Genomic DNA, 21063 nt, shown 5'->3' with positions numbered 1-21063 from the left:
TCTGTATGACTGAGAGCGCGAGCCCGTACATGCCCTCGCCGAGGATCACCGTCCTGGCGGTACAGCCGGGCGATCCGCCGTTCCGGATCGTGGAGGTCGACGGGGAGATGGTCGGTACGGCGACGTCCATGACCGACGTGATCGTGATTGCTGCGGAGGCGGGGGTCCACATCCACGATCTCGACGACCTGGACACGGTCCGGTGGGTGGGCGGAGGGAAGTTCACCTGGCACCTGCGCTCGTGATCACTCGGCCGTCGGGGCCCGCAGCCCCGACGGCACTGCGGAGCGTGTCCTGCGGAGCCGCGCGTGCCGTGGTGCGCACGGTTGCCGCACTGCCGCCCCGACGGCGGTACGGCAGCCCCGACGGCGGTACGGCAGCCCCCCGCGGGGCAACTCCCCTCCGGGCCTCGGAGCAGCACGTGGCCCTCGTCGCGCGGCGAGGGCGTCCACCGGTGCGGCCTCTCCGGCCCTTGCCCCACCGCCATCGGTGCGGCCGGGGGCCCGGTAGGAGGACGTCTGTATCAGGGGGATACCCACGCCGGGCGCGGAGCTCATCGCCCGCCGGCGCCACTGCTACCGGCCCGCTCTGCCGATGACCCGCTACCTCGGCCGCTCGCCTGCGCAGTCATCAGGCGGCGCAGCAAGGGGGTGAGGGGGCGTTCGACCAAGCGGTGCAGCAGCCAGGCGGTCAGAACCGCGCCCGCGACCACTCCGAGCAGGGTCGGCCAGGCTCCCCACTGCTCGTTCCACCGCCAGATCACCCGTACGCCCAGACCTTGGTGGACGAGGTACAGGGGGTACGAGATGGCACCGGCCACCGGGAGCCACCGCCACTGGATCCGGTCCAGTTTCCCCCGGGCGACCAGGCCCATCAGCAGGTACATCGCGGTGATCGCCGTCAGGCAGACCTTCCAGTTGATGCCGTGCCCCTCGCCCTCCATGATCGCCGGGAGCCGGTGTTGCACCAGCAGCCAGGACAGCGCCAGGATGCCGAGCGTCTCTCCTTCGAACCGGCCTGCCCGCCGCACCAGGTAGAAGGCGGTGCCGGCGATGAAGAAGGGCGCCCAGCGCGGCTGCAGGAGCTGGTCGAGCAGCGCGATGCCCGACGCCGGTGCCAGGACCGAGCCCAACGCCCAGAGCCAGCAGAAGTTCGCGACCCGACGGTGGGTGGCACCCGCCAGGACGACCAGCGAGAAGATCAGGTAGAAGCACAGCTCGATCCAGAGCGTCCAGTACACGTTGTCCACGCTCGGTACGCCGAGGGGCACCTGCAGCATCGTCAGGTTGGTCAGCATCTGACCGACCGTGACCCTCGGCTCGCCCGGCACCTGCGGGCCGAGGCGGGCTGCGGCCGAGGAGAGCACGACCGCGGCCCAGTAGAGCGGGAACAGGCGCAGGATCCGGCCCTGCCAGAACTGCTGGAGCGACTTGCCCCAGCCGGACAGGCAGATGACGAAACCGCTGATCATGAAGAAGAAGACGACGCCCAGCCAGCCGAACTCGGCGATCCGGTGCAACGTGGGGAACAGCTCGACCGCCGTCCGCTGCCAGGGGATCGTCCCCGAGCCTGCCAGGTAGTGGAACAGGACCACCGACAGCGCCGCGAGCAGCCGCAACGCGTCCAGTACCGCTAATCGCGGCGCCCGGCCGGTCCCGGCGCGCCCTGGCCACACCGCCCGACGGCGGGGCCGTACGGGCTCGGTGGGCGCCTGCGAAGCCTCGGCGGGTGCCGGGGCCGGGACGCGGTCTTCGGCACGGAGGAGTCTGTCGGACATGGCACCTCTGAAAGCTCGGGATGTCCGCGACACCCCCTGTATTCGGGGATATGGCGCCCCGCGATCGCAGCGAGGCCGCGTGCTCCCGCGCCTCAGCGTGATCGTCACGTTAGACCGGCACCGTCGGACGGGGTCTCGAACCGGAAAATTCCGCCGTGATCCTGGACACGCCGTCGTTCCGTGCGGCGGGGCGTGTTTCAGCGGCGGTGGATGCGGGTGAGGCCGTACCACTGCGCGACGCAGGCGGCGACCCAGTCGCGCTCGTAGGTGCGCGTGAAGAAGGGTTCGGCGAGGTTCCCGATGTGCAGGGGGGTGTAGCCGGCGTCCGTGGCGCCGCCCGCGGCCTCGGTGCGGAGGCGGGCGTTCTGGGCGTCCCAGGCCGCGGCGCGGGTGACCGTCGTGGTCGTGAGCCGTCGGACGTTCGGGACGAGCACGGCCGTCGAGGCCAGCACCAGGCAGCCCGCCACCAGGGTGGCGGCCCCGACGAACGCGGGGCTGCCTGCGACGCGCCGGGCGGCGCGGGCTCCCAGCAGGGCGCCGTAGCAGCACAGGGCCAGTTCCATCGGGACGAGGTAGCTCGTCCAGGTACGGGCGTACGTCCACCCGCTCGGGCCGTAGCCGCTGCGCAGGCCGACCACCACGGCGAACGACCCCAGCAGCACCACGGGCACGGGGAGCAGCAGCACGGTGAGCGGCAGCTTCCGCCTCCCCGGTGCGCAGCCCCCGCCCCCGCCCCGGCGGCCGCCCCGGCTCCGATCACGGCTCCCGAGTCCGCTGGCCAGGCCCAGGAGGACGCCGACGGCGGCGGCCCCGAGGTAGGCCCACTGACCGGTGACCGTGCCCCACATGTGCAGCCAGTCCTCGAAGGTGGCCCAGAGCTCGGCTGCGGAGAACATCGACTCCCGCTCGGGCTGCTGGGCGCGGCGCCACCGGGCGCCGGGTGACGTGTAGAGCACGGCGAGGCCGCAGGCCAGGCCGGCGCACCACGCCATGCACCAGCTGAGGACGCGGCGCCGGTGGCCCGACGGCCCGGGACCCAGCAGTGCGAGCAGGCCGACCGCGGCGGCGAGCAGGCCGCTGACGAGGGCGAACGGTTCGCTGAGGGTGCCGATCGCGAAGCCGGTGAGCAACGCCGCGGCGAAGCCGGCCGCCCGGACCGCGGGACTGCGGTGGCGGACGGTGCGGACGGCCAGCAGCAGCGCCCACACCCCGATGGTGCTCGGGAGGGTGTGGGAGATCGTGGCGGGGGCCCACAGCAGGACCTGGTAGCTGCGGGTGCCCGCGAAGGAGAGCAGTGCCTGGATGACGAGGGCGCAGGCGGTCAGGGTCAGCACCACCGTCGGTCCCCGGACCCTGCCGCCGAGGTACCGGACGAACTCGCGCCCGAGCAGGACCAGGCCCGCCGTGAAGGCGACGGTGAGGACGGTCGGGAGGATCTTGATCCCGGTCAGTCCGTCGCCGTAGCCGTAGACGAGACCGCTGAGGAAGGCGTTGGTGATCCTGCCGTTCTGGGTCGTGTAGAAGTCGGCGGTGATGCCGAGCACTCCGAGGTCGCGGGTCTTCCAGGCGGCGCACCAGTCGTCGGACGTGGGCCGTACGTAGAGCCCGAGGAAGCAGCCGACGGCGATCAGGGCCCCGGACGCCGCGACGACGGTGGCGCTGACCGCCGGCAGGAGCAGCCTGCGCAGCCGCGAGCGGCGGGCGGCGTTCGCCCGGCCGGTCGCCGCGGGAGAGCGCCCGCGTGCGTCCTCGCCCGCCATCGCAGCAGTGCCCATTCACCACCCCTTGTGCAGCAGGCCAGACCCGGCGTCGAGCACCCATCGTGTGCACGGGCCGCGGGCGCCGGCATCCCGGGCGCGTCGGGACGGGTTACGGGTACGCACGGCCTCCCGGAGCGGTGCTCACCCGGGCGGCGGGCATGCCGTGGCGTCCTCCGCACGGCTCTCCCACGATGGGCGGGAGGGACGGGGGATCAGGGGCCCTGCGTACGCCGGGCGAACCGAGGCCCGGCGGGGGCCCGACGGGGCCGACGGGGCCCGACGGAGGGAGTGGCGGCGATGCCCGGTGTCCGGCTCGTCCGATGGGCGGTTCTCACGGTGTTCCTGACGGGCCTCGCCGTTCCCGTGTGCGTCGCGGGGCACCAGGCCGGGCGGCCCGCGCCGGCACCGGGGCGGCCGGGAGGATTCCTCCTCGGGCCGGCCGGGCACCGGGGCGGCGGCCACGGTGACGTCGCGGGCAGCTACGCCCCCCTGTCGGTGCTCACCGCCCCGACCGTCGGTCTCCTCGCCAACGCGACCACCGCCGTCGGCGTCCCGCTGTCCACGGCCGAGGGCGCACGGTACGTCAGCCAGAGCAACGTGCTGCGGCTGCCGTCGGGCTGGTGGGCGTACCTGCCCTCCGCCAGGACGGCATCGGCCGTGGTCCCCCGCAACCATCCGGCGGCCGAACGGCAGATCGCGCGGAGCCGCGCCTGGCTGGCCGCCGGCCGCATCCCGGGCAGGACGCCGGAGCAGCGCGCGGCGGCCGAGCGGGCCCTGTTGTCGATGCGGGCCCTGCTCCAGCCGAACGGTGCCATGGCGGCGGGCTGGTCACCGGCCTGGAGGTACTCCTGGCCGCGAGACTCCGGCTTCGCCTCCGCCGCGTTCTCGCACACCGGCCACGACGCCGAGGCCTTCCGGATCCTGCGCTACAGCGCCGCGACCCAGCGCGGGGACGGCACCTGGGAGGCGCGCACGAAGCTGGACGGATCCGGCCCGCCGGACGGCAGGCGGTGGCAGCTGGACGCCAACGGCTGGGTGCCCTGGGCCGCCTGGCAGTGGTACCAGGCGGCCCCCCGGGACACCCGACGGGCCCGGCTGATGACCCTCTACCCGATGATCCGCAAGGCGGCCGACCACGCGGCGGGGTCCCTGCGGCCGGACGGGCTGCCCCCGGCGTCCCCCGACTACTGGGAGCTGATGACGACCACGGCGAACATCGGCACGGCCGCGCCCCTGCTCGCCGGGCTCAACGCCTCCGCGGACCTCGCCCGGGAGGCGGGCCGGCCGGGCGATGCGGCGCGTTGGGCCGGAGCCGCGAAACGGCTCTCCTCCGGGATCGCAAAGGGGTTCGCTCCCTCGGGGTACCAGCGCACCGTCGACGGACGGCACGGACGTGACAGCGCGGTGGCGTTCATGGCGCCCCCCTTCAACGCGGCCCCCGCCGACCTTCCCCGGGCGCTCGATTCCACGTACGGGGCGCTGCTCCTGCCGAACGGGGGGCTGACCCCCGGCAACGACCCCACCGCGCCGTGGGGCGGGAGCGCATGGACGCCCAGTACGTCGTTCTTCGCGCTCGCCTGGGCGGGTACGGGCAGGCCGGCCAAGGCCGAACGGGTCCTGGACTGGGTGCTGTCGAAGCGGAACGCGCTCGGCGAGCTGCCGGAGAAGGTGGACCGGGAGGGGCGGCCCGCGTCGATCGCCCCGCTCGGGTGGACGGGGGCGATCATCGTGCTGTCCCTCGTGGCGCTCGACGGCGAGAACGCGCTTCCCACTCCGCCCTCGCAGCCGTAGTCGCGGTGCGATGCGCACCGGGTCGGGCGGGTCGCACCGGGGCCGGGTCTCAGACGGGCTGCGTTCCGTCGCCGGGCGGCGGCGCGGTCCGTACGCGCTCCAGGGCGGCCAGGAGGCGCGCGTACGCGAGCCTCTCGGCGGCTACCGCCCGCTTGAACGGCGGGTGATGCGGATCACGCCGTGCCCGGGCGTCCGCGGCGGCGGCGATGCGGAGTCCCCTGGCCCGGTGCACAGCGTTCACGGCGTCGACGTAGCCCCCGCCGTGGGCGGGGGCGGGGGCGTCGAGGAGCCTGTGCTCAAGGACCTGGCCGAAGGCGCGGTCCGCGAGGGCGCCGAGCCGGTCGAGGTCGTCGACGCAGCTCTCGGGGGTGCTCTCGTCGCAGCCCTCTTCGAGGACCCGGGACAGCGTTGCCAGGGTCGTCCCGAGGTCCGGGTACCCCCACGGCGGCGCCGTGTCGTCCCTGCACCCGGCGGCGAAGGCCGCCAGTACGGCGACGGAGGCGACGGACGCCACGGCCCGGGCGGCCCCGCCCGGAGCCGTGCGCCCGCGCGTGGGGAAGCGGGGGAAGCGCGGGGAGCGGGGGGAGCACGGGGTCACGGGAGCCCCAATCGCCGTCGTCGGGAGCGTCGGACACTGCGGACGCCGCGGACGCCGCGAAGCGCCGCGAGCCGACCTCCGCCGTGCCGCACGTCCGTGGTCTGCCGGCGGTGCGGTCGGTCCGGCGGCGTGTCCGGCTGTCCGGCCGCCATCCTCGCCCGCGCCGCCCAGCGCTGCCACCGGAGGCGCGGGGAGCTGCCTACGGCAGCGGTCCCGCGGCGGAACCCGTGCCCGGGCGCCCGGCCAGTGCGGCCATCCAGGGCTGGACCGCCCTGTGCCACGGGGAGGGGGCGCGGCTGCCGGGCGGCTCGGTCCCGGCCGCGGGGGCCGCCATGACGTGCAGGCCACCGTCCAGGCCGAGGGCCGCCGCCACTGCGCTGCCGTTGCGCTCGGCGACGGCCGCCGGTGCGCCCGTGAAGAGCATCTGGGACTCGTACCAGGACTGCGGGCCGTCCGTGCCCGACACGCTGACCGTGCCCGCGCCGGCGCGGCCCGCCAGCAGGCGGCCCGCCACGCTGACGGCGCCGTAGCCGCCCTCGCCGCCCGCCTCGGTGACCGGGGAGAAGTCCGTCTCCGCGGGGCCGCCCGTGCCCGCGACGGCCAGGCCGCTGCCGACGGCGCCGGTGCCGGGGCGGCGGAACCACAGGCGGATGCCGCCGTCGCCCTGCGGGCTCACCGAGAGCGGGCCCGTGGTCGCCGGCAGCCCGGTCGGGGCGGGGCCGGTGTGGGGGGCGTCCGGGGTGGGCTGGACCCAGGCCAGTACGGTCCCGGCCGTTGCCGCGTACACGTGTCTCCGGCCGGATCCGTCGGTCGCGGTCACCGGGTCGCCGAGCAGGCCGGTGCCGCCGAGGGTCTGCCATGCGCCGAAGGCGGCGTCCGGGGCCGGCTGGGTACGGGCGCGCAGGGTGCGCCGGGAGTCCCGTACGTACACGGTGATGCGGCCCGTGTCGTCCACGGAGACGGCCGGTGCACTGATCGCCGACGTGGCGGATACGTCGGAGACGTCCGGGGTGCCCAGCGACCGCCACGGGCCGAAGGCGCCGTCGGGAGCGGCCTGGACGGCGTACACGACCTCCCGGCCGTACGCCTCGTGCGTCGCGCCGAGGGTGGTGCGGGTACCGAACACGGCGATCCGGCCGTCGGGGAGCCGGGCCGCCGTCGCGCCCGCGTCGATGCCGGTGCCGGGGAGGAAGCGGGGGCCCTGCCAGGGGGCCCGGTCGCCGCTGCGCGACCAGTACGCCATCTGCCCGTCCAGGACGGCGAAGGCCCACAGCCGACCGGCGCGGCCCTCGGCCATCCAGGAGGTGCCGTCGCCACGGGCGTAGCGGATCGTCTGGCTCCAGCCGGCGCCGGCGGGGCGGGTCGCGGTCTTGCGGTCGCCGCAGCCGGCGGGGCTGCCGCACCAGTCCTGGTGGTCCGTCCAGGCGTAGGTCTTGAGGTAGCCGAGCTTCTCCTCGGCCGTCTGCGGGTCGAGCGTCGGGGGCAGGGAGGTGTTGGCGTAGCTCATGTAGTTCTGGACCGAGAAGTGCGGCCGGTCCGCGGACTTCGCGTAGCGCTCGGCCGCGGCCTGCACGAAGCGGGCGCCGTACATGTGGTCCTGGTGGTCGTGGAAGGCGCCGCCGCCCTCCGACCTGCCGGGCGTCGGGTCCTGCGTCCGTATCGTGGTCGGCTCGTACATCGCGAGGACGCCCGCGATGGCGTCTATCGCCTGCTCCTTGGTGTACGAGAACGAGGGCTCGACCGGCGTCCCGGAGGTCAGCTGGGCGTCCAGGGCGGGGACCCGGTCGTCCCACAGGCCGCGCAGGCTGTCCGGGTTGTCGCCGGAGATGCTGCGGGCCTCGCGCAGCTGCATCCACACCAGGTTGACCCGGGGGTTGGCGAGGAGGACGTCCACCTCCGCGCTCCCGCCGCCGGCGGTGGGGACGGACCTGCGCTCCCAGGGGCTGCTGCGGTCGCCGGTGGCCATCTGCGCGTAGGCGGCGCGGATGCCGTTCTGGCGGGCTTCGGCGTAGGCGGCGCGGTCGGCGGGGCGCTCGGGGTCGTTCAGGTGCGGGCTGTGGGCCTCGTTCCTGCCGTCGGACTCGCCGGAGGTCAGGTACACGGTGGTGACCTTGACGCCCGCGGATATGGAGCGGCTCAGGTCGGGGTTCATGAAGAAGAGGTCGTCGTCGGGGTGTGCGACGACGTGGAGGACCGTGCCTTCGGTCACACTCGGGCGGACGACCGCCTGCGGCGCCTCCGGCTGCTCCTCGACCCCGTGTCCGTAGGCCCAGGTCGTCACGCCGGCGGCGCCGACGGAGAGCGCGGCGATGAGGCCCGCGATGCGGGCGCGGCTGACGAGGGACATGGGGAACGCCTTGGGGATCGGTCCGGTGCGGAATGCCGCCGGGGCGGTGTCGGTGCCCCGATGGCTCCATCACTGCCGGAGACGACCGGGCCGATTATGCATCGCGCGATTCCGACTGACACACCATCAAGGGGTATATGCCGAAAACTAAATTGAATGGGCTATATGAGCGAGATGTCCCATTTGTCAGCACTTGAGTGGATCGATCGTGCCCGGTGCCGGGCGGTGGACACCCGGCACCGGTGTGACCCGCGCCACTGGACCCGGCGGCCCGCGGCGAGGACTTCGACCTTCAGGCGGCGCCGGACAGCTGCGCCCCACCACGCGCCCGGGTCTGCGGCTGCGCCTGCACACCCCGGCCCCCCTCCTGGGGCAGCAGCATGACGAAGCGGACGCCGGGGTGGAACGCGGGGAGGAGCACCTGCGAGGCGACGGTCAGCTCGTCGGGGGAGACGTGCGGCAGGCGCAGCCGGAACCGGTGCCCCTGGCGGTAGGCCAGTACCTGTGTCGGCCCCTGCCATATCCGCCGGCACTCCGGTACCTCCAGGACCTCTTCCAGGAGGTCGTCGAGGGACGGGTCGTCCGGCCAGTTGAGCAGCCCGAAGCGCAGCTGGGCGAGGTAGTGCTCGGCGTGCCGGTGCCAGTTCGCCAGCTGCGTGCGCGCCTCCGGCGAGGTGAGCGCCCAGCGCAGCAGGTTGGGCGAGGAGTCGCGGACGACCCAGGGGAACCAGGTGGCCATGTACGCGTTGTGGCCGATGACGTTCCACGCATGGTCCGTCAGATAGGCGGGCACGTGCAGGGGGCTTTCGACGAGCTGTCTGAGGGCGTCCGGCATGCCGTGTTCGTCGACGGCGTACGGACGGGTGAAGGTGGAGCCCCTCAGGGCGTGGGCGTACAGGGCCAGCCGCTCGTCCGCGCCGAGGGAGAGGGCTTCGGCCAGCCTGTCGAGGACCTCCGGCGGCAGGGACACCGTCCCGCCGCCCTCCAAGCTGCGGTACCAGCGCTCGCTGACGCCGGCCGCTTCGGCGACCTCCTTCTGGGAAAGCGCCTTGTTCCGCCCCAGCGTCAGACCCGCCGTCAGTCGCCAAGCCCGCAGCAGGGGGGCGAGCCCCTTGTCCGCAGCCGCGTCCGTAGGCCCTTCGCCGCCTAAGTGCTCGAATGGCATCGAAGTCTCTCCTCTACTTCCTACTGACGAGTAAGCCATAGATATGCGGACGATGACAACGTTTTCCATGCTTCATCTCGCAGGTCGAGACCCTGTCGACCTCGACCCACCTGTCTGACCGTCAGGCCGGAGGCCCGGCCCCCGTCCGGGCGGGGCCGCGGACGGGGCGGCGGCGGGGTCTGGGCGGCGGCGGGACGGGCCGCTCGGGGCCGTCCCGCCCCGGTTTCAGCCGGAGTTGCCACCGCGCGATGCGCCGACCACCGGAGCAGCGGAGTCCGGTGCGTCGTACCCGGAGCCGCCGAGCCTGCGGGCGGTGCGCGAACGTCGAACGGCATGCCCGACGACCAGGCCGACCGCCCACACCCCCATCACGTACAGCGCCACCCGGGTGTCGTCGTTCCAGCCGATGAGCACCGTGATGAACGCGAAGCACGCGAGCGCCAGCCAGTTCGTGTACGGAGCACCCGGCATGCGGTACGGGGACGCCGCCGCACGCCCCTCGCGCACCGCCCGGCGGTAACGCATGTGGGTCACGAGGATGATGCTCCACACCATGACGGCTCCGCCCGTGGACACGCTCGTGATGTAGGTGAAGGCGTGCTCCGGGTCGATCGCGTTGACGCCGACGCCCAGCGCCATGACGGCCGCGGAGACGAGCAGGGCCGTCCGGGGAACGCCGCGATCGGTGAGCCGCGCCAGGGACTCGGGGCCGTCGCCGTTGAGGGCGGCGGCCCGCAGCATGCGCGAAGTGGCGTACAGGCCGCCGGCGTTGCAGGACGAGAGGGCCGAGGTGAGCACCACGAAGTTGACGATGCCGGCCGCCGCGGGGATACCGATCTTCACGAAGGCCGCGACGAACGGGCTGGTACCGGGACGGAACTCGGTCCAGCTGACGACCGAGAGGATCACGACGAGGGCGCCCAGGTAGAAGAGGGCGAACCGGAACGGCAGGGTGTTGATGGCGCGCGGGACGTTCTTGTGCGGGTCCTTGGTCTCCCCGGCGGTGACGCCCACCAGCTCCACGCCCTGGTAGGCGAAGAGAACGATTTGGAGGGTCATCAGCGAATCCCACACCCCGTTGGGTGCGATGCCGCCGTCGGCCCACAGGTGCGTGACGGACGCGGTGTCACCCGCGTCACTGAACCCCAGGGTCAGCACGCCCACACCGATGAGGATCATGCCGAGGATGGCGGTGACCTTGATCATGGCGAACCAGAACTCCAGCTCGCCGAAGATCTTCACCGTGATCAGATTGGCCACGGTGAGAACGACCAGGGAGATCAGGGCCGTCTTCCACTGCGCGAAGTCCGGGGCCCAGTAGCGGACGAAGGTGCCGGCGGCGGTGATCTCGGCCATGCCGGTGGTGACCCACATGATCCAGTACGTCCAGGCGGTGGCGTACCCCCAGAACGGTCCGAGGAACTCCCGCGCGTAGTCGGCGAAGCTCCCGGTGGCGGGGCGGTACATCAGCAGTTCGCCCAGGGCCCGGACGACCAGGAAGAGGATGGCTCCGGCGACGGCGTACCAGAGGATGAGGCTGGGACCCGCCTGGGAGATGCCGGTGCCCGCGCCGAGGAAGAGCCCCGTGCCGATGGTCCCGCCGATGGCGATCATCTGCGCCTGGCGGGTGCCGAGCCCGCGGTGGTAGCCGCTTTCCGCCCGTTCGGGCTGCGAAGTGGTCATGCTGGGAAGTCCTTTGCTGTGTATGGCCGGGCCGGATCCGCCCGGGGGGCGGCGACGGGCGGGACCAAGGGGCCGGCACGGGCGGTGAGGACGCGCGGGCGTCTGCCGCAGTCGTGAGCAAAGGCAAATTCCACTTTTCCCCCGCGTGGAAGCGGCAAGACCTCTTTTTGCGTCCCGCCTGCTGCGTGACCAGCCACGACACCGACCGGTTGAGCTGGTAACGCCCAGGATGCTGCCAACGATCACAACCGGCCGTCAAGCGGCAAACATTTGCCGGTCCGGCGGGGTTCTCGGGCGCCCCGGTACAGCGGTTGCAGAGCGTACGGTGAGGGCTGAGCACGCGCTTTCTGGAAATCGGCAAATGTTTGCCGGTCCCGCCTGCGCAACTGCTGCGTCGAGCGGCAAATATATGCCGCTTCCCATCGCATGTTTCCCGCCGGACCGGCCGGCCTTGACACCCGCGAATGGCGTTGGCATCATCCTCGAATTGTGAATGGACGGAAGCCGCCGACCCTCCGACCGTTCCCCGGCGCCGCCGCCGCAGCCGCGCCGCGTCTCCGCTGGAACCCAGCAGGAATCCCGTTGACTTCCCACGCCCTCTTGTGCGTGGATTTGAGGGGTACGTTTAATTGAATGAGTCAGGCGACACCACTGCATTAGTCTCTCAAGCGCAGCTCGGTGAGGGTGTGACCGGCTGGCACCGGGACGCCTTCGAGGACGTCGAGTCCCGTCTCACGGACCCCGGCTTTCCGTGTGTATTCTCAAGGAACGCCTTCCGGAAGAAACTGTTGAAGTTCGTCTTCGCGGAAGACGCCGGGAAGGAAGGCATCGAGCACCTGGGGGAGGGACTCAAGGACTACGTCGAACTGTCGAGACAATGGGACGGCGCACTGGACACGGCGTATCCTCTGGTCGTCGTGTTCTCCCCGGATGCCGTGGCAGCGGAATCCGTCGAGGAATACCACGCCTTCGGCTGGAAGGTCCTCCAGGATCTGCACGCAATCGATCCCGCGCCGTGGCCGGAAGGGGTCGACAAGGATCCGGGATCCGAGGCCTGGTCCATGTGCTTCCACGGAATGCCGCTGTTCGTCAACATGAGCAGTCCCGCCCACCGGGTGCGGCGCAGTCGCAATCTCGGCCGGCACTTCGTCCTCGTCATCAATCCGCGCGAACGGTTCGACGTGTTCGCCGGAGAAACGCCGAGCGGCCGCAAGGTGCGCTCCAACATCCGGGGGCGCATCGGCCGCTACGACGGCACCCCGCATGCGTGGCAGCTCGGTTCCTACGGAACCGGCGCACTCGAATGGACCCAGTACGGCCTCGTGGAGGAGAACCGGGAGCGGGCGGACCAATGCCCCTTCACCTTCCGCGGAGCCTAGGCAGCCGGCAAACCCGGCTGCGTCTTTCCCGATGAACACCAAGCACCTCGCGAACACCGCGAATACCGCGCGAGCAGACGCGGTACACCCGCACGAGAGCAGGATTCCAATCGATGATTGATCTGATCGTTTCCCAGGGCCGCGTGGCCGACCGGGCGGCCTGGATGATCGAAGGTGCGGCGCGCACCGCGCGGGCGCTGGAGGACCGCTACGGGCTGAAGGGCCGGTACATCGGGAAGCCGGCCCCGCACGCGGACGACGACTGGAGCGTCGCCCTTCCCCAGGCCCGCGAAACCCTGATCGGACTGAGGGACGCGGCCACCGAGAGCATCAAGGGCGACAACCTGACCGTCCTGATCAACAACACGTGCTCGGCCAGCCTCGCCACGCTGCCCGTGGTGGCGCGGGAACACCCCGATGCCGTGGTGCTGTACATCGACGGGCACGGCGACTTCAACACGCCGGATACCACCGACACCGGATACCTCGGCGGCATGGTCCTGTCGGGGGCGTGCGGGCTGTGGGACAGCGGCCACGGTTCCGGGCTCCGCCCCGAGCAGGCCGTGCTCGTCGGCTCGCGCGACATCGACGAGACCGAACGGGAGCTCATCCGCTCGGCCGGCGTCCGGGTCATCCCCCCGAAGGAAGCCACGGCGGAAGCCGTTCTGGACGCGGTCGGGGACGCGCCCGTATGGATCCACATCGACTGGGACGTGCTCGACCCGGGGCCCGTACCGGCCGACTACACCGTTCCGGACGGCATGCTGCCGTCTCAGATCCGGGCCATCTTCGAGGCGATTCCGGCGGAGCAGCTCATCGGCGTCGAACTCGCGGAGCTCAACGCGCCCGCGGACAGCGAGGAGGCCGAGCAGGCCGTCTCCGTCATCCTCGACATGGTCGCCCCGGCGTTCGACGCCGCCCAGGCCCGACGGTGACGGCCGCCGACCGACTGTCTGAACACGGGTGATACCAATGAGAACGCCGGCCACGCTTCCCTTCACCAAGATGCACGGCGCCGGAAACGACTTCGTGGTGCTCGACCTGCGCGACGCGGAGGACCCCTCACCGGACCTGTGCCGTGCGCTGGCCGACCGCCACAAAGGCGTCGGCTGCGACCTCGTCCTCGGCATCAGGAACCCGCGCAGCGCAGAAGCCGTCGTCGCCTTCGACATCTGGACCGCCGACGGGTCCCGTTCGCAGCAGTGCGGCAACGGCGCACGGTGCGTGGCCGCGTGGGCCGTCCGCGCCGGCCTGGCCCGGGGCCCGCGATTCGCCCTCGACAGCCCGAGCGGAACCCACGCCGTCGACGTGCTCGACGCGCACACCTTCCGGATCGCCCTGGCCGTACCGCAGTTCACACCGGGGAGCGTTCCGCTGTTCGGTTTCGACGACGAACAGGACCTGTACGAGACCGAGCTGGCCGGCGGGACGCACCTGCGGTTCGCCGCCGTCTCCATGGGCAATCCGCACGCGGTGATCGAGGTCGACGAAACGGCCACCGCGCCCGTCGCCGAGGTGGGTCGGGCCGTGCAGGAGTCCGGCCTCTTCCTGCCGACGGTCAACGTGGGCTTCGCCCAGGTGGAATCCCGCGACCGCATACGCCTGCGGGTCCACGAGTACGGCGCGGGCGAGACCCTGGCCTGCGGGAGCGGCGCGTGCGCCGCAGCGGCGGTGCTGATGCGGCGGGGCCGTGTCGATCGCAGCGTCTCCGTCGTCCTGCCCGGCGGCGAGCTCCACATCAGCTGGCCGGACGACACGGCGGACATCCTCATGACCGGGCCTGCCGCATTCGCTTACGAAGGAACTTTCCCCCATGCCCCTGTTTAACAGCATCCTCGACACCGTCGGCCGGACGCCCATCGTCAGGCTCCAGCGGATGGCGCCCGAGCACACCAGCGTCTACGTGAAGGTGGAGTCCTTCAACCCGGGAGGTTCGGTCAAGGACCGCCTGGCGCTCTCCGTCATCCTGGACGCGGAGGCGAAGGGGGAGCTGAAGCCCGGCGACACCATCGTCGAATGCACCTCCGGGAACGTGGGCATCGCCCTGGCGATGGTGGCCGCGGCCCGCGGCTACCGGTTCGTGGCCGTCATGGGCGACACGTACTCGGTCGAGCGGCGCAAGCTGATCCGCGCCTACGGCGGAAAGGTGATCCTCTTCCCCGGCGCCCTGGGCAGCAAGGGCGGCAACCGGATCGCGGACGAGCTGGCGGAGAAGCACGGCTGGTTCCGGGCCCGGCAGTTCGACAATCCCGCCAACCCCGCGTACCACCGGGAGACGACGGCGTCGGAGATCCTCGGCGACTTCGCCGGCAAGCGCCTGGACTACTTCGTCACCGGTTTCGGCACCACCGGCACCCTCACCGGCGTCGGCCAGATGCTGAAGCTCGCCCGTCCCGAGGTGCGCGTCGTGGCCCTCGAACCGAGCAACGCCGCCGTGCTCGCCGGCAAGGAGTGGACCACGCACCAGATCCAGGGCCTGGCCCCGAACTTCGTGCCCAGCGTCCTCGACCAGAGCGTCATCGACGACCTGGTGACCGTGGACGAGGTCGTGGCGCGCGACACCTCCCGCCGGCTCGCCGCCGAGGAGGGGATCTTCGCGGGCATCTCGGCCGGCGCCACGCTGGCGACGGCGCTGCGCATCGCGCAGGACGCCCCGGAGGGCTCGGTCCTGCTCGCCATGCTGCCGGACACCGGCGAGCGCTACCTGTCCACCTTCCTCTTCGACGGGGTCAACGAGGGGTCGGACGACGAATGGCTGGCCTCGCTGGACGCCGGCTCCGGCTCCGGCATCTAGCACGACGGGAGCAGGCGCATGAGGGAATTCATCCCCCCGGCCTCCCGCTTCATCGACCTGCCGGCCGGCTTTCCGATGAAGCGCGGCGGCGCCCTGTACGGGGCACGCATCGCCTACGAGACGTTCGGGCGGCTGAACGCGGAACGCGACAACGCCGTCCTCGTCCTCACGGGCCTCTCACCCGACGCGCACGCGGCCTCGCACGCGGGCGACCCGGCCCCGGGCTGGTGGGAGGCCATGGTGGGGCCCGGCAAGCCCGTCGACACCGATCTGTGGCACGTGATCTGCGTCAACTCCCTGGGCAGCTGCAAGGGCTCCACCGGACCGGCCTCGGTCGATCCGCGCACCGGGGAGCCCTACCGGCTCGCGTTCCCGGAACTGTCGATCGAGGACATCGCCGACGCCGCGGCCCACACCGTACGGGCGCTCGGCATCACCCGCCTCGCCTGCGTGGTGGGGGCGTCCATGGGCGGGATGACGGCGCTGGCGCTGCTCTCCCGACATCCGGAACTGGCGCGCACCCACATCAGCCTGTCCGGAGCGGTGCACTCGCTGCCGTTCTCGATCGCGGTCCGCTCCCTCCAGCGCGAGGCGATCCGGTCCGACCCCGGCTGGCGCCGGGGCCGCTACGACGAGGAGACCTATCCCCGTCGGGGCATGCTCACCGCCCGCAAGCTGGGCATGATGACCTACCGTTCGGCGCAGGAGTGGGACGGCCGGTTCGGCCGGACCCGGATCAGCGCGCAGCGCCGGGCGGGCCAGGGGCCCTTCGGGCTGGAGTTCGAGGTCGAGAGCTACCTGGACTTCCATGCCCAGCGGTTCTCGCACTGCTTCGACCCCAACAGCTACCTCTACCTGAGCCACGCCATGGACCAGTTCGACCTCGGTGACTCGTGCGGGGGAAGCGCCGCCGGGGCGCTGTCCCTGATGCGGGTCGAGAAGGCGCTGGTGATGGGTGCGCAGACCGACATCCTGTTCCCCCCGGCGCAGCAGCTGGAGATCGCCGAGGGGCTGGCCGCCGGCGGTGCCGAGGTCGAGTACGTGCCCGTGGAGACCCCGGCCGGCCACGACGCCTTCCTCGTCGACGTCGACCGCTTCGGTCCGCCGGTGGCGAAGTTCCTGGCGATCGTCTCCTGACCGGCCACGTCGGCACGGCAGTACGACCGCATGACATGACCGCATGACCGCATGACTGCATGACCACATGACCGCACGTCCGCACGCCGGCACGTCCGCGGGTCCCTTCCGCACTTCCCGATATGGAGAGTCCGACTTGTCCGGGCAGTCCCCGAAAACAGCCCTCGTCACCGGCGCGAACCGCGGCATGGGCCGTGACATCGCACGCCAACTGGCCGAGAAGGGCGTCCGCGTGCTCCTCAGCGGCCGTGACCGCGACGCCGTCACCGAAGCGGCGGCGGCCCTGCGCAGCACCGGCCTGGACGTCGAACCCCTGGTGCTCGACATCACCAGCACGGACAGCATCGCCGCCGCCGTCGCCCACGTCGAGGCCGAGTACGGCCGCCTCGACATCCTGGTCAACAACGCGGGAATCCGCATCGAGGAGTACGGCAAGCAGCCGTCGGAGCAGCCGCTGCACCAGTGGCGCGAGACCTTCGACACCAATCTGTTCGGCGTCGTGGAGACGACCATCGCCTTCCTGCCGCTGATACGGAAGTCGCCGGCGGGCCGCATCGTCAACGTCTCCAGCCTCCTCGCCTCCCTGGCCACGCACAGCGACCCGACCTCGTACGCGTACAGCCCCATGTTCAAGTCGCTGCCGGCCTACAGCGCGTCCAAGAGCGCGCTGAACTCCTGGACCGTGCACCTCGCCTACGAACTGCGCGGGACACCGATCAAGGTGAACGCCGTCCATCCCGGATACACGAAGACCGACATGAACGACGGCGCGGGCGACCTCGACATCCCCGAGGGCGCCTCGACCGGCGTCGCCATGGCCCTGCTCGACGACGACGGCCCCACCGGTAGCTACGTGCACCGGGGAGACGTCGTGCCCTGGTAGGCGCGCGGAACCGGAACCGGAACGAGAACCCGAACCGGAACCGGAACCCCCGACCGCCGACGCATTCCCACCCCATCAGTATTGGAGCCGCTCATGGGCACCCTCGCCTTGGTCACCGACGCCGTCAGCCTTCCCATCGACTACGACATGCCCCCCTTGCTGGAGGCGTGCGCAACGGTCGGCATCACCGCCGAGGTGTGCGACTGGGAGGACGAGACCGTCGACTGGTCGCGTTTCGAGGCCGTCGTGTTCCGCTCGCCCTGGACCTGGGCGGAGAAGCAGGCCGAATTCCTGGACTTCTGCGAGCGCATCTCCGGCGTGACGCGGCTCATCACCCCCATGCCGCTGGTGCGGTGGGCCCTCGACAAGCGCTACCTGGCCGACCTCGCCGCGCACGGGGTGCCCGTCATCCCGACCACCATCATCGAACCCAGGTCGGCCGCCCTGCCGGCGGTGCAGGACTTCCTCGCCGCCCACCCGGAGGCCGGTGAGTTCGTCGTCAAGCCGACCGACGGCTGCTATTCCAAGGACGTCCAGCGCTACGCCCGATCGCTGGGGGAGGCAGCGGGCCGCCACGTCGCCCGGCTGCTCGCCAACGGCAGCCACGTCATCCTCCAGCCCTACGTGGAGTCCGTCGACCGGCACGGCGAGACCGACCTGACCTTCTTCGACGGCGTCTACAGCCACGCCATCCACAAGGGCGCGATGCTCATGCCGGACGGCACGGTGCACGTCCCGACGCTCGACTTCCGCACGGCGCGGGACGCCGACGAGGACCAGCGCGCCGTCGCGGCCGCCGCGCTGGCCGCCTCGGTGGCGCACCTGGGCCTCGACCTCCCCCTGGTCTGCGGCCGGGTCGACGTGGTCCGCGGGGCGGACGGCACCCCCATGGTGCTGGAGATGGAGCTCTGCGAGCCCTCGCTCAACCTGACCTTCAGCGAGGACGGGGCGCTGCGCTTCGCCCAGGCCCTGGCCGAGCGGCTCAAGTCGTAGAACGCGTCCGCGGCGCACTCCGGCAGCAGGGCCGGACCGGCCCGCTCCGCCAACCCTCCATGGAGAGAACATGCGGTTCCTCGTACTCAACCGAACCCCGCTCACCCAGCGCCGCTACGCCGAGTTCCTGGGCGAGGGGCACGATGTCGTCCTCATCACGGACGCGGCGGCCCTGCCGGCCGACCCGGACGAGCGGACCGCCGTGCTCGCCGGTTACGCCCACGTCGAGATCCTGGAGGACTTCCACTTCAATCCGGCCGTGGAGCTCCTGGCGCTCCAGCTGCACGAGAAGTGGGCCTTCGAGCGGCTGCTGGCGCCCTCGGAGTTCGACCTGCTGCGCGGTGCGCGGCTGCGTGCGGCCATGAACGTCCCGGGCCACACCGCGGCGGGCGTGAGCGCCTTCCGCGACAAGTACGCGATGAAGTCGATCCTGCGGGAGGCGGGCGTCCCGCTGCTCCCGTTCGCCGCGGTCACCCACACCACGGACCTGGTCGACTTCGTCGCCGAGCACGGCTACCCGGTCGTGGTGAAGCCGCGCCGGGGCGGCGGGTCGATGGGCATCGAGGTCCTGGACACACCGGACGACCTCCCGGCGTTCCTCGACCGCCACCCGGAGCTGGGCACGGACGACGGAGCCCACCTGCTGGCCGAGACCTATCTGGAGCACGAGCTCTTCCACGTCGACGGGGTGCTCGTGGACGGCGAGGTCCGGCTGGTGTGGCCGTCCACCCAGGGCGACACCACCTGCCTCGACATCCGCCGCGGCACCTCGATCCGCAGTGCGCTGATGGAGGCGCACGACCCGCTCACCGAAGAGCTGCGCACGATGACCGTCAAGGCCCTGGACGCCCTCCCCGGCCCCCAGGACTGCGTCTTCCACGCGGAGGTGTTCCGCGGCCGGGACGGCGGGACGGGCGGCCCCGGCCTGTTCTTCAACGAGATCGCCGCACGGATGGGCGGCGGCATGATCGAGGACATGCTGGAGCTCGGTTTCGGCTTCCGGCTGCCCGAGCTGCACCTGCGGTCCCTGACGGGCAACAACCCCCCGTCGATCCCGGCGCGGCCGCTGCGGATGGCCGGTCTGACGCTGTTCCCGCCGCGTTCGGGCACGCTCGTGGAGATCCCGGACGAGTGCCCGGTCGCCGGGGTCAGCAGCTACCGCCGGCACGCCCGGCCCGGGGCGGAACTCTCCGCCGCGCAGCTCAGCACGGAGATGATCGCGTCCGCGCTGGTGACCGGGGAGACCCGCCGGGAGGTCGAGGACGCCATCGCCCGGGTGCACGACTGGTTCCACGAGGCGACGGTCATCGCGGACACCGCGGCCGACACCGCCGCCGACACCGCCGCCGACACCGCCTGAACCCCTCTTCCCCGCAGGACCGTTCGAACAGGCATGCCTTCCCACAGGCCCGACCGGAGAGCGAACCCATGATCATCACGTCCGTCAACATCACTCCCATCGCCGTCAAGGACCCGCCGCTGCTGAACTCCGAGGGCGTGCACCAGACCCACGCCCTGCGCTCGGTGATCCAGGTGCACACCGACGACGGCTTCACCGGTCTCGGCGAGACCTACGGCGACGACCAGATGCTCACCTGGCTGCGCGCCGTGGCGCCCCGCCTGGTCGGCACCGACCCCTTCGCCACCAACGTGCTGGCCAGGACCGTCGTCGAGGTGCTCTCCGGCTTCGACCGGGACGCATCCCGCGAACTCCCGGTGGGTGCCGGCTACCCCATGGCGAACGCCGCGTCCAGCAAGACCCGCGCCGCGGTCTTCTCGGCCTTCGAAGTGGCCTGCCTGGACATCCAGGGCAAGGCCCTCGGGCGCCCGGTGCACGAGCTCCTCGGCGGCAAGATCCGGGACGCCGTGCCCTACAGCGCCTACTTGTTCTACAAGTGGGGCGAGCACCCGACCACGCCGTACGGGGCCGACGGCTGGGGGGAGGTACTGACCCCCGAGGCGATGGTCGAGGAGGCCCGGCGCATGGTCGCCGAGTACGGGTTCACCTCGCTCAAGGTCAAGGGTGGTGTCCTGCCCCCGGCGACGGAGGTCGACACCGTGCTCGCGCTGCGCGAGGCCTTCCCGGACCACCCCGTGCGCATCGACCCCAACGCCGCCTGGACGGTGGACGTCGCCGTGGAGGTGGGCAAGCGGCTGGAGGGCCAGCTCGAATACCTGGAGGACCCGGTCGACGGGACGCCGGCCATGGCCGAGGTGGCCCGCCGGGTGTCCATGCCGCTGGCGACCAACATGTGCGTCACCGCGTTCGAGGACATTCCCGAAGCGGTCCGCGAGGGTGCCCCGCAGATCATCCTCTCCGACCACCACTTCTGGGGCGGGCTGCGGCAGTCCGTCGCCCTGGACGTCCTCTGCGACACCTTCGGCCTCGCCCTGTCCATGCACTCCAACACGCACCTGGGCATCAGCCTCGCCGCGATGACCCACTTCGGTGCGGTGTCCCGCAGCCTGGCGTACGCCTGCGACACGCACACGCCGTGGCAGACGGAGGACATCGTGGTGCCCGGCGCCCTCGCCTTCGACCGGGGCGAGGTCAAGGTGCCCGACGCGCCGGGGCTCGGGGTCGAGCTCGACACGGACGCGGTGGCCCGGCTGCACGAGCAGTGGGAGCGGTGCGGCGTCCGCACCCGGGACGACGTCACGCCCATGCAGGCGGTGGACCCGAACTGGACCGGGGCCGTGCCCCGCTTCACCAGCCTCTGACCGAAGACCGAGACCCGGCGCGACCGCAGGAGTGC

General features: G+C 71.8%; 17 protein-coding genes. 11 read left to right on the top strand and 6 right to left on the bottom strand.

Annotated elements, in window-relative coordinates:
* Window positions 1–5 precede the first annotated feature (5 nt).
* Complete coding sequence (locus tag ACFV7Q_RS11445) at window positions 6–245, top strand: hypothetical protein (RefSeq protein ID WP_385426806.1); 240 nt, start codon at window positions 6–8, stop codon at window positions 243–245.
* Between the two features lie 308 nt (window positions 246–553).
* Here ACFV7Q_RS11445 and ACFV7Q_RS11440 read toward each other — a convergent pair whose 3' ends face one another.
* Window positions 554–1777 (bottom strand): acyltransferase family protein, encoded by a 1224-nt coding sequence (locus tag ACFV7Q_RS11440; protein ID WP_385426803.1) that lies wholly within the window; start codon window positions 1775–1777, stop codon window positions 554–556.
* Between the two features lie 197 nt (window positions 1778–1974).
* Window positions 1975–3552 carry a DUF6056 family protein gene (locus ACFV7Q_RS11435; RefSeq protein ID WP_385426800.1) on the bottom strand — a complete coding sequence of 526 codons (1578 nt, stop codon included), beginning with the start codon at window positions 3550–3552 and terminating at the stop codon, window positions 1975–1977.
* Between the two features lie 282 nt (window positions 3553–3834).
* Here ACFV7Q_RS11435 and ACFV7Q_RS11430 point away from each other — a divergent pair, with 282 nt between their 5' ends.
* The gene (locus tag ACFV7Q_RS11430) at window positions 3835–5328 is read left to right on the top strand and encodes a hypothetical protein (RefSeq protein ID WP_385426797.1); all 1494 of its coding nucleotides are present in this window, start codon (window positions 3835–3837) and stop codon (window positions 5326–5328) included.
* Window positions 5329–5377: 49 nt separating this feature from the next.
* On the opposite strand, the gene ACFV7Q_RS11425 is transcribed toward ACFV7Q_RS11430, so the two are convergent.
* The 4 genes from ACFV7Q_RS11425 to ACFV7Q_RS11410 all read right to left on the bottom strand — a co-directional run bounded on the left by ACFV7Q_RS11425 (window position 5378) and on the right by ACFV7Q_RS11410 (window position 11121).
* Window positions 5378–5926: a hypothetical protein gene (locus ACFV7Q_RS11425; protein WP_385426794.1), complete on the bottom strand. Its 549-nt coding sequence runs from the start codon at window positions 5924–5926 to the stop codon at window positions 5378–5380.
* Window positions 5927–6125: 199 nt separating this feature from the next.
* The gene (locus ACFV7Q_RS11420) at window positions 6126–8273 is read right to left on the bottom strand and encodes a PIG-L family deacetylase (protein ID WP_385426791.1); all 2148 of its coding nucleotides are present in this window, start codon (window positions 8271–8273) and stop codon (window positions 6126–6128) included.
* A gap of 292 nt (window positions 8274–8565) precedes the next feature.
* Window positions 8566–9438, bottom strand: a complete 873-nt coding sequence (locus tag ACFV7Q_RS11415) for a helix-turn-helix domain-containing protein (RefSeq protein ID WP_385426788.1) — start codon at window positions 9436–9438, stop codon at window positions 8566–8568.
* A 225-nt stretch (window positions 9439–9663) separates the two neighbouring features.
* Window positions 9664–11121, bottom strand: coding sequence for an amino acid permease (locus ACFV7Q_RS11410; protein WP_385426786.1), 1458 nt, complete (start codon window positions 11119–11121; stop codon window positions 9664–9666).
* Between the two features lie 686 nt (window positions 11122–11807).
* Between ACFV7Q_RS11410 and ACFV7Q_RS11405 the strand changes: the two genes are divergently transcribed.
* From ACFV7Q_RS11405 to ACFV7Q_RS11365, 9 genes are all read left to right on the top strand, one after another.
* A complete protein-coding gene (locus ACFV7Q_RS11405) occupies window positions 11808–12500 on the top strand; it encodes a YqcI/YcgG family protein (RefSeq protein WP_385426926.1) in 693 nt (230 codons plus the stop codon).
* A 113-nt stretch (window positions 12501–12613) separates the two neighbouring features.
* On the top strand, window positions 12614–13435 hold the full coding sequence (locus tag ACFV7Q_RS11400; RefSeq protein WP_385426783.1) for an arginase family protein: 822 nt from the start codon (window positions 12614–12616) through the stop codon (window positions 13433–13435).
* Between the two features lie 37 nt (window positions 13436–13472).
* Window positions 13473–14327, top strand: coding sequence for a diaminopimelate epimerase (dapF, locus tag ACFV7Q_RS11395; protein WP_385426781.1), 855 nt, complete (start codon window positions 13473–13475; stop codon window positions 14325–14327).
* Window positions 14314–15294: a cysteine synthase A gene (gene cysK / locus ACFV7Q_RS11390; protein ID WP_385426779.1), complete on the top strand. Its 981-nt coding sequence runs from the start codon at window positions 14314–14316 to the stop codon at window positions 15292–15294. Before dapF ends, cysK begins: the two co-directional genes overlap by 14 nt.
* Before the next feature lie 18 nt (window positions 15295–15312).
* Window positions 15313–16431 carry a homoserine O-acetyltransferase gene (locus tag ACFV7Q_RS11385; RefSeq protein ID WP_385426776.1) on the top strand — a complete coding sequence of 373 codons (1119 nt, stop codon included), beginning with the start codon at window positions 15313–15315 and terminating at the stop codon, window positions 16429–16431.
* A gap of 136 nt (window positions 16432–16567) precedes the next feature.
* The gene (locus ACFV7Q_RS11380) at window positions 16568–17314 is read left to right on the top strand and encodes an SDR family oxidoreductase (protein WP_385426774.1); all 747 of its coding nucleotides are present in this window, start codon (window positions 16568–16570) and stop codon (window positions 17312–17314) included.
* Window positions 17315–17407: 93 nt separating this feature from the next.
* On the top strand, window positions 17408–18307 hold the full coding sequence (locus ACFV7Q_RS11375) for a RimK family alpha-L-glutamate ligase (protein WP_385426771.1): 900 nt from the start codon (window positions 17408–17410) through the stop codon (window positions 18305–18307).
* A gap of 70 nt (window positions 18308–18377) precedes the next feature.
* Window positions 18378–19667, top strand: a complete 1290-nt coding sequence (locus tag ACFV7Q_RS11370) for an acetyl-CoA carboxylase biotin carboxylase subunit family protein (protein ID WP_385426769.1) — start codon at window positions 18378–18380, stop codon at window positions 19665–19667.
* A 68-nt stretch (window positions 19668–19735) separates the two neighbouring features.
* The gene (locus tag ACFV7Q_RS11365) at window positions 19736–21028 is read left to right on the top strand and encodes a glucarate dehydratase family protein (RefSeq protein WP_385426766.1); all 1293 of its coding nucleotides are present in this window, start codon (window positions 19736–19738) and stop codon (window positions 21026–21028) included.
* The last annotated feature ends 35 nt before the right edge of the window (window positions 21029–21063 follow it).

Source organism: Streptomyces sp. NPDC059851, assembly GCF_042732005.1.
GTDB lineage: Bacteria > Actinomycetota > Actinomycetes > Streptomycetales > Streptomycetaceae > Streptomyces.
The sequence above is the reverse complement of the archived record's forward strand: the minus strand, read 5'-3'. Positions and strand labels throughout refer to the sequence as shown.

Excerpts from the sequence above, each read along its gene's own strand:
- ACFV7Q_RS11445 (WP_385426806.1), top strand. The coding sequence starts at position 6 with ATGACTGAGAGCGCGAGCCCGTACATGCCCTCGCCGAGGATCACCGTC.
- ACFV7Q_RS11440 (WP_385426803.1), bottom strand. The coding sequence starts at position 1,777 with ATGTCCGACAGACTCCTCCGTGCCGAAGACCGCGTCCCGGCCCCGGCA.
- ACFV7Q_RS11435 (WP_385426800.1), bottom strand. The coding sequence starts at position 3,552 with ATGGGCACTGCTGCGATGGCGGGCGAGGACGCACGCGGGCGCTCTCCC.
- ACFV7Q_RS11430 (WP_385426797.1), top strand. The coding sequence starts at position 3,835 with ATGCCCGGTGTCCGGCTCGTCCGATGGGCGGTTCTCACGGTGTTCCTG.
- ACFV7Q_RS11420 (WP_385426791.1), bottom strand. The coding sequence starts at position 8,273 with ATGTCCCTCGTCAGCCGCGCCCGCATCGCGGGCCTCATCGCCGCGCTC.
- ACFV7Q_RS11415 (WP_385426788.1), bottom strand. The coding sequence starts at position 9,438 with ATGCCATTCGAGCACTTAGGCGGCGAAGGGCCTACGGACGCGGCTGCG.
- ACFV7Q_RS11410 (WP_385426786.1), bottom strand. The coding sequence starts at position 11,121 with ATGACCACTTCGCAGCCCGAACGGGCGGAAAGCGGCTACCACCGCGGG.
- ACFV7Q_RS11400 (WP_385426783.1), top strand. The coding sequence starts at position 12,614 with ATGATTGATCTGATCGTTTCCCAGGGCCGCGTGGCCGACCGGGCGGCC.
- dapF (WP_385426781.1), top strand. The coding sequence starts at position 13,473 with ATGAGAACGCCGGCCACGCTTCCCTTCACCAAGATGCACGGCGCCGGA.
- cysK (WP_385426779.1), top strand. The coding sequence starts at position 14,314 with ATGCCCCTGTTTAACAGCATCCTCGACACCGTCGGCCGGACGCCCATC.
- ACFV7Q_RS11385 (WP_385426776.1), top strand. The coding sequence starts at position 15,313 with ATGAGGGAATTCATCCCCCCGGCCTCCCGCTTCATCGACCTGCCGGCC.
- ACFV7Q_RS11375 (WP_385426771.1), top strand. The coding sequence starts at position 17,408 with ATGGGCACCCTCGCCTTGGTCACCGACGCCGTCAGCCTTCCCATCGAC.
- ACFV7Q_RS11370 (WP_385426769.1), top strand. The coding sequence starts at position 18,378 with ATGCGGTTCCTCGTACTCAACCGAACCCCGCTCACCCAGCGCCGCTAC.
- ACFV7Q_RS11365 (WP_385426766.1), top strand. The coding sequence starts at position 19,736 with ATGATCATCACGTCCGTCAACATCACTCCCATCGCCGTCAAGGACCCG.